Here is a 4,073-nt window from a genome sequence, read left to right on the forward strand (position 1 = left end):
GGGCGGCGCGGGCACAGCGCAATCACTTAGCATGTTGTTATCATGCGTGGGTATCCTTGAAAGTGAAAGCTCAAGAACTGGGCCAGACCCTGTATGCCGTGCGGGAGAGTTTGTTTAGTCATTACCTTCGCGCTGAACTACAAAACCCTCATGTCACGGCTTGTTAAGGTCCAAAGCGTAAGTCCTGATTCGGTTTATCTAACCCGGAGATATGTTCATAAATGTTGGTGATCGTTGGTAAGATCTCGACGACCAACACACTCAACGGCGCATCTTCAGGCAGGCCATAGAGCTGTAAGAACTGGCTGATCTCGCTGTTGCTCCACACCACCGTGCCGTATTTGGTGGCGTCTTTGTTGAGTAGGTCGACTTCAGCGAGTTTGTAAACATGTTGGAGGTTGCCGTAGCTCAACTCGTCTTTCCAGTTGCGGATGCTGATGTTTTTGAGGGTCTGACGCTGGATGTCATCGTACTTGAGGAACCAGTTGACCTCTTTTTCCTCCTCGATCTGTACGCGCCAGTCGAGTTGTTTGTCGTCTAACAGGATGTTTCTGAAGTCTTTGTTGTCAGCTTGGCGAACCTGAGCATACAGCAGGCACCACAACTGTGTCCGCGGTGGGTCCGCGGTGACGTTTTTGCCGTTGTGGACTGCGACACTGTATGGCGCTGAGACATACAGCTTGTCTTCGTCGCGATTGACGGTACAGGTGAGGGTCGGCGCAGGGTGCTGAACGCCGGTCACTCGCAACGGTCGCCCAAAACGTCCCTGGGCAGTAGTCCACACCATCGCTTGCGTGTTCTGGTTGCGCAAATGTCCTACACGAAACTCATAGGTAAAGAAGCCGAATAACTCTGCGGCATCGGCGTGCAATCCTGGTGGTAGCGGTAACAGGTAATGTCGGTCGCTATCGGTTGCCTTCTGCATCGGTTGCATGGCGTTGAGGCCCGCAAGGTCATTGGTGGCATGAGGGGCAATGACACGGATCTGTTCGGGATCAATCGGCAACGCTGGCTCGTCTGGCGCAATGAACAAGGAGGGATGGTTGTTACTGATGAGCTGATCAGGGGAGTACGCCAGCACGCGGGCGAAATAGGCGTCATTGGGATCTTTGACCGGCTCATCAAACTCGATCCAGAGAAAGCGACGACGAGGGTCAGTCGCTGAATATTTCTCGTTGCGTTGATACGGCGAGAGCGCAATGCCAGCCGAAGCAATCTTGGGGATTTGCGCCGGAGGCGTGGCGATCGGCAACGTGGCCGCCAGTTGCTCGTTCCCATCCTGTTGCGCAGCATGGGCAGGTTTGAAGCGCGGCGCAATGCTGTAGCTCACCTCAATCGTATCAGGAAAGCGCGGCTCCTGATTGTTGGGTGCTGGTTGCATACGCTCATTTTTGGGCTCCACCGCATCAATAAAGATCAGCCGTGTATAATTACGGCGTGGGTTGTGCAGCGCCTCAAATGAGGCTGTGTGTTTGATTTCAATATCGCCGACGACCGTAGTTTCGCTTTCACTGACCGCGTTGTCATTGGTGAAACGTCGAGTCCTGCTAATGACGAGACTGCGCTCTTCAAGGGCATCCCAGGTCCAATCGCGATCGATTTGCAGACTGACGCAGCACAGCCAGTGATTGATCAGATCTCCCTCTGAAGCGAAGGTCAGCGAGGAATTGTCTGGCGACAAGGTATGGCGGATGCGATTGGAGCAGCCAAATTGAATGCGTTCGCCTTTCTCGGCGGTAAGGGTCAAGCCGATGTTCTCGACATTAAGCTGTTTGGCTACGCGCTGGATGGCATCAGGTGGTTTGACAACTTCTTTGCCAAATAGAAGTGTAATGACCTTGCCGTCGAACGTGCGGGGCGGATCTGGTTGGAGAAAGACGCCTTGTAGCTTTTGTGCGGCACTCGCATCGACCAGCAGATCACTTTCGTCAGTTGAGGCTTTGTAGAGCTGTAGTTCAACGATCTGTCCAAAACGCACGTCGCGATTGTGATCGGCATCGTTGAGCAGGCCATAATAATTCTCGTTCTGCGCTTTCTCTTCGCAGACCGCCCTCAGTGTCAGGCGAATCGTACGGGCGGTAGGAAGAACGATCTCAGTGAGGTTGTCGATGTCGTCCGGCAGTTGCAGATCAGCACCCACGTTGGTCTCTGCGCCGGTGTGTAACACCTTGCAGTCACGGTAGACAATCGGCACGGTCAACGTCGCGTTGTAATCACTCTCGGTGTTAATCGCCGGAAATGAGCGGTACGTTGTGTACAGGTGAACATAGTTGTCACGTCCAGACACACTCAGCAGGTTATCCATCTTCAGGGTTTGCACTTCGACGGTAATCTCAACCCGGTTCACATCAGGGTCAGCGATGCCAAACGCCTCCTTGCCGAGATAGGTTGTCTGCGATGCCGTTTTGAGCAGGCTGACAGCATCAGCGTATTTGCCGGTGTAGACTACCGCAGGGTAACCCAAGAGCGGGCGGTGCAGTGTCAGTTGGGTCAGCTCAGCGGTGGCATCGGTGTTGACCGGGAGATTGTCGATGCGAACCTGGTTGGGCGCGACGTAGCGCTGAAACTGGCAGGTGCCGATGCTGGCAGGCGATTCATTGATGGGAGTGACCGTAGGCAGGAACGGTGTTCCACCACCACTGATGTCGCGTAACCGCACACGAAACTGATACTGCTTACCATAGCGAAGCGTCGTGGTGATCGGACCGGCTGTATACACCGTGTTTAACCGGTTTTGTGCTGGGCCACTCACGCCTGTGCCAGTATCGTTGATCGGATCTTCAGGGTCGGCTCGCACATCTTCACTGAGGGTTTGGTAGATGTCAGCCGCTTCTTGGTCGGGCAGCACCATGTTGTGGCCGTTCCAGTTGGCAAAATACATCGGCAGCCAGTAGTTGTTATTCGTGTTGCCGTCGAGCTGCATCGGATACACCTGATACGGCAGCTCTCCAGCGAAGTTTCCCAGATTGATGGTGTCCAGTGGTTGCGTCTTGTCTCGCGCCAGTACGAGCGGCATTTTGCTGGTTACGGTATTCAACGAGTCCCATGAATTTTCTGGTGTCGTCACTTCACGAACATCAACGGCATAACCAAAGACACCCAACGGCGCATCGAGACGTTTCCCGGCGCTCTGATCATTGATCATCTGGCGCATGTACCAGACGAGAATTTGCTCATCATCCCAGCCGAGGCGAATACCGACATCCTTCACGGGATGGGCGCCGTCGTTATCTTCGAACAGCAGATTGCGATTGCGTGGCTGCCAGGTGTGGAGAATCTTGGCGAAACCGTCGTCATAGTTGGCGGCTTCGATGAACAGGGTGTCATAATTGCCAACTGGTGCAGGATCAGGATCGGCAGGTTGGGCTTTGAACAACACGGGAAACAACAGTGGGGCAAAGACCTGGCGTGCTTGCCCGAGTTTGAGTATCGGAATACGGACAGCGTATTTCTTGATGAAGTCGTCGTCAGCTTGCTGTTGTGCCTTGTAATCGCCATTGGCGGTGAGATCGACAAACAGCCAGCCACCCTGAGGAAAATCACTCGCACTGATGGTGATCTGGGTTTCGTAGATCATACCGACGTGTCGGGCCAACAGCGGCTGGCGAAGGACAAAAGCAAACACTTTGCCCCAACTGATGTCGTCGGGGCTGCGTTTGAAGCCTGGGATCTTCTGAGCATCACGAATCGCGCAGTGGTAGCTATCATCGGTGACCGCGTTACGTGTTCTTGGAGTAGTGAAGTTGAACGCTTTGCGATAACTCACCGGCAGATATTTTTTTACTGACAACGCTTCACTCACTGTCGCATCGGCTTTGTCGCTATTTGTGTCGAGATCCTTGTTGATCTGATCGAGATTAGCGATGCTGAAGTTCTTGCCCAATGCCTGAAAGATTTCCTGGGCTTGGGTTGGCGGTGTGATAAGGCGGTGGCAGGAAACAACTTACCGCAATAGTGATTGACCGGAGTGGAGAGCCTCTGCACAAGAGCAGGGATGAGAGACGAGACCATTGTGTGCTGGCTTCGGTCTAAGTATCGAAGTCTGGTCGAAGAGCTGGATGAACGCGGGCGAC

Annotated in this window: 1 protein-coding gene; it reads right to left on the reverse strand. The window is 53.7% G+C overall.

Features of this window, described 5'->3' with window-relative positions; genetic code table 11:
• Positions 1-163: 163 nt before the first annotated feature.
• Positions 164-3,883, reverse strand: a complete 3,720-nt coding sequence (locus FJ147_27730; protein MBM4259674.1) for a hypothetical protein — start codon at positions 3,881-3,883, stop codon at positions 164-166.
• Positions 3,884-4,073: the final 190 nt, after the last annotated feature.

It is taken from the genome of Deltaproteobacteria bacterium (genome assembly GCA_016874775.1).
Lineage (GTDB): Bacteria > Desulfobacterota > Binatia > Bin18 > Bin18 > VGTJ01.